The sequence below is a fragment of the Microbacterium sp. genome, assembly GCF_049661145.1.
Classification (GTDB): domain Bacteria; phylum Actinomycetota; class Actinomycetes; order Actinomycetales; family Microbacteriaceae; genus Microbacterium.
Genome location: NZ_JBASZT010000152.1, coordinates 1 through 2504 on the forward strand (window position 1 = coordinate 1; position 2504 = coordinate 2504).

Annotated in this window: 3 protein-coding genes; 2 read left to right on the top strand and 1 reads right to left on the bottom strand. The window is 71.9% G+C overall.

Going from position 1 to position 2504, the window contains the following annotated elements:
- Positions 1–603: siderophore-interacting protein (locus WBP48_RS06935; RefSeq protein WP_424438080.1), on the bottom strand; the 603-nt coding region annotated here is incomplete at its 3' end.
- A 143-nt stretch (positions 604–746) separates the two neighbouring features.
- Here WBP48_RS06935 and fepB point away from each other — a divergent pair.
- Both fepB and WBP48_RS06945 read left to right on the top strand, forming a co-directional pair.
- A complete protein-coding gene (gene fepB / locus WBP48_RS06940) occupies positions 747–1748 on the top strand; it encodes a Fe2+-enterobactin ABC transporter substrate-binding protein (RefSeq protein WP_424438083.1) in 1002 nt (333 codons plus the stop codon).
- Positions 1745–2504 (top strand): iron chelate uptake ABC transporter family permease subunit (locus tag WBP48_RS06945; protein WP_424438086.1); only part of this gene is annotated, 760 nt, incomplete at its 3' end. The genes fepB and WBP48_RS06945, both read left to right, overlap by 4 nt.

A 2504-nucleotide genomic window follows, 5' to 3' on the forward strand; every position in this document is an offset into this window, starting at 1 on the left:
GACCAGGGCGCCGGGCGCCCCGGCGGCGAGCCAGTGGAGCGTGACGCCTGCCGGCGCGGACAGCTCGTCGACGAGGGCGGCGTCGCGCGCCTCGATCCACACGGTGCCCTCGTAGCCCTCGTGCCAATCGCGCAGGATCGACGCGAGGGCGGGGATGGCGGTCTCGTCGGCGAAGAGCGCAACGGCGCGTCCGGGAAGGAACGCGGGGAGGAAGTGCTGTCGGGGGCCGATGATCGGCACCGTGTCGCCGATCGCGGCGGCATCCAGCCAGCGCAGCACGGGGCTGACGTGCGCGTGGCGCACGAAGTCGACGACCACCTCGACGCCGTCGGCGGCGTCGCGCACCTCGCGCACGGTATAGACGCGCGAGACGATCTCGCCTTCGTCGAGCCCCGGGATCTCGAGGCGGATCGTCGCGTTCGCGACCCGCCACACAGCGGCATCCATGGGATGGTCGAGCCGCGCCACGACGCGTGTGAGCGTGTCGCCGACCGGGTGGATGCCCGTGATTCGGAGGCTGCCGCGGTCGAGACCGGCCGTGTGCTGGGGGTTGTCGAGCACGTCTCGGTACCCGCCGCCGAAGAGGCGGGGATTGGCTGGCATCGGGAGGTCTCCGTTCCGCCCGGCGGCGGGACCGGGTTGCCAGGTTAGGTTAGCCTGTCTTATGGTTGCGGGGCAACGGCGGCGCTCCCGATGGGCGTTCGGCCGACGCCAACAGCATCTGTCCCTTCCCAAAGGAGTTCCCTGTGCGCCTCCTCCCGCGCAAGTCCCTCACCGCTGCCGCCCTCATCACGGCCGCCACTCTCGCCCTGACCGCGTGCTCGGCCCCCGCCGAGTCGGCCGATCCCGGCACGACGGAGCCCGCCGCGGCCGACGATTCGTGGCCACGCACGATCACCCACGACGCCGGCGAGACCGAGATCCCCGCGCAGCCGCTGACCATCGTGTCCACGTCGGTCTCGATCACCGGGACGCTCCTGGCCATCGAGGCGCCGCTCGTGGCCTCGGCCGCCACGTCGGTCAACCCGCTCACCGACGACAAGGGTTTCTTCTCCCAGTGGGCCGACATCGCCGACGAGCGCGGCGTCGAGGTGTTGTACCCCAACCTCGAGCTCGACATCGAGGCCATCGAGGCGATCGCTCCTGACCTGATCATCGGCTCGACCGTCGGCGGTGACGCAACCCTCGAGGCCTACGACCAGCTCAGCGAGATCGCCCCGACCGTGCTCTTCGACTACGGCTCCAAGCCGTGGGACGAGCTCGCCGCGGTGCTCGGCGAGGCCACAGGTCTCGAGGAGAACGCCACCGCCGCCGTCGCCGACTTCGACGCCTACCTCGCCGAGAAGGCCGAAGCGATCACAGTGCCCGACCAGCCCACCGCGCTCATCTCGTACCAGGGCGCCGAAGGCATCGGCATGTTCTCGGGGCAGAGCCCGCAGGCGCGCATCTTCGAGGCCCTCGGCTTCGAGTGGGCGGAGATCCCGACCGACCTCGCGTCGCAGACGCGCGGCGACGCGTCGTTCTTCACCGCGGAGAACACGCCCGCGGCGCTCGAGGGCGCGCAGACCCTGTTCGCGATTCCCGTGGGCGGCGACCCGACGCAGGCGCTCACGAGCGACCCACTGCTGGCCAACCAGCCCGCGATCCAGAACGAGCGTCTCTTCATCACGCAGGCCACGGCGTTCCGCATCGACCCGTTCAGCGCCCGCCAGCTCGCCGACACGCTCGTCGAGCTCTTCGGGAAGTGACCCTCGACGCCACCGCACCTCGCGAGCCCCGGCCTGCCGCCCTCCGGCGGCGGGCCGGGGCGTTCCGGCGATTCGCCGTGCTCGCCGCAGCGTGCCTCTCCGTCATCATGGTGTGCGGGATCGGCGGGCTCGCCCTCGGGTCACACCCCATCCCCGTCGCGACCGTCATCGACGCCCTCACGGGGTTCGACCCGGCAAACAACGACCACGTCGTAGTCATCCACTCGCGCATCCCGCGCGCCGTGCTCGCGGTGCTGGTCGGCCTCGGCCTCGGGCTCGCGGGCGCCATGATGCAGTCGATCACCCGCAACCCGCTCGCCGACCCCGGCCTGTTCGCCGTCAACGCGGGCGCGGCCGCGATGGTCGTCGTCGCGATCGCCGTGTTCGGCATCCTCGACCCCGGCGCCTACATCTGGTTCGCGTTCGCCGGCGCGGCCCTGGCCTCGGTCGTCGTCTACCTGCTCGGCTCGGCACGCCGCAGCAGCGCCACGCCCGCCCGCATGGCCCTCGCCGGCGCGGCCATCGCGGTGGCCATCGCGGCCGTCACCGACCTCGTACTGCTGAGCCACGAGACACTCTTCTACCAGTTCCGCTTCTGGTCGGTCGGCTCGCTGCAGGGCCGCGGGCTGGATGTCGCGGGCGCGATCGCGCCCTTCCTCGCCGTCGGTGCGGCGCTAAGCCTCGTGCTCGTGCGGCCCCTCAACGCCATCGCCCTCGGCGACGATGTCGCCCGCGGCCTGGGCTCCCGTCCCGGGC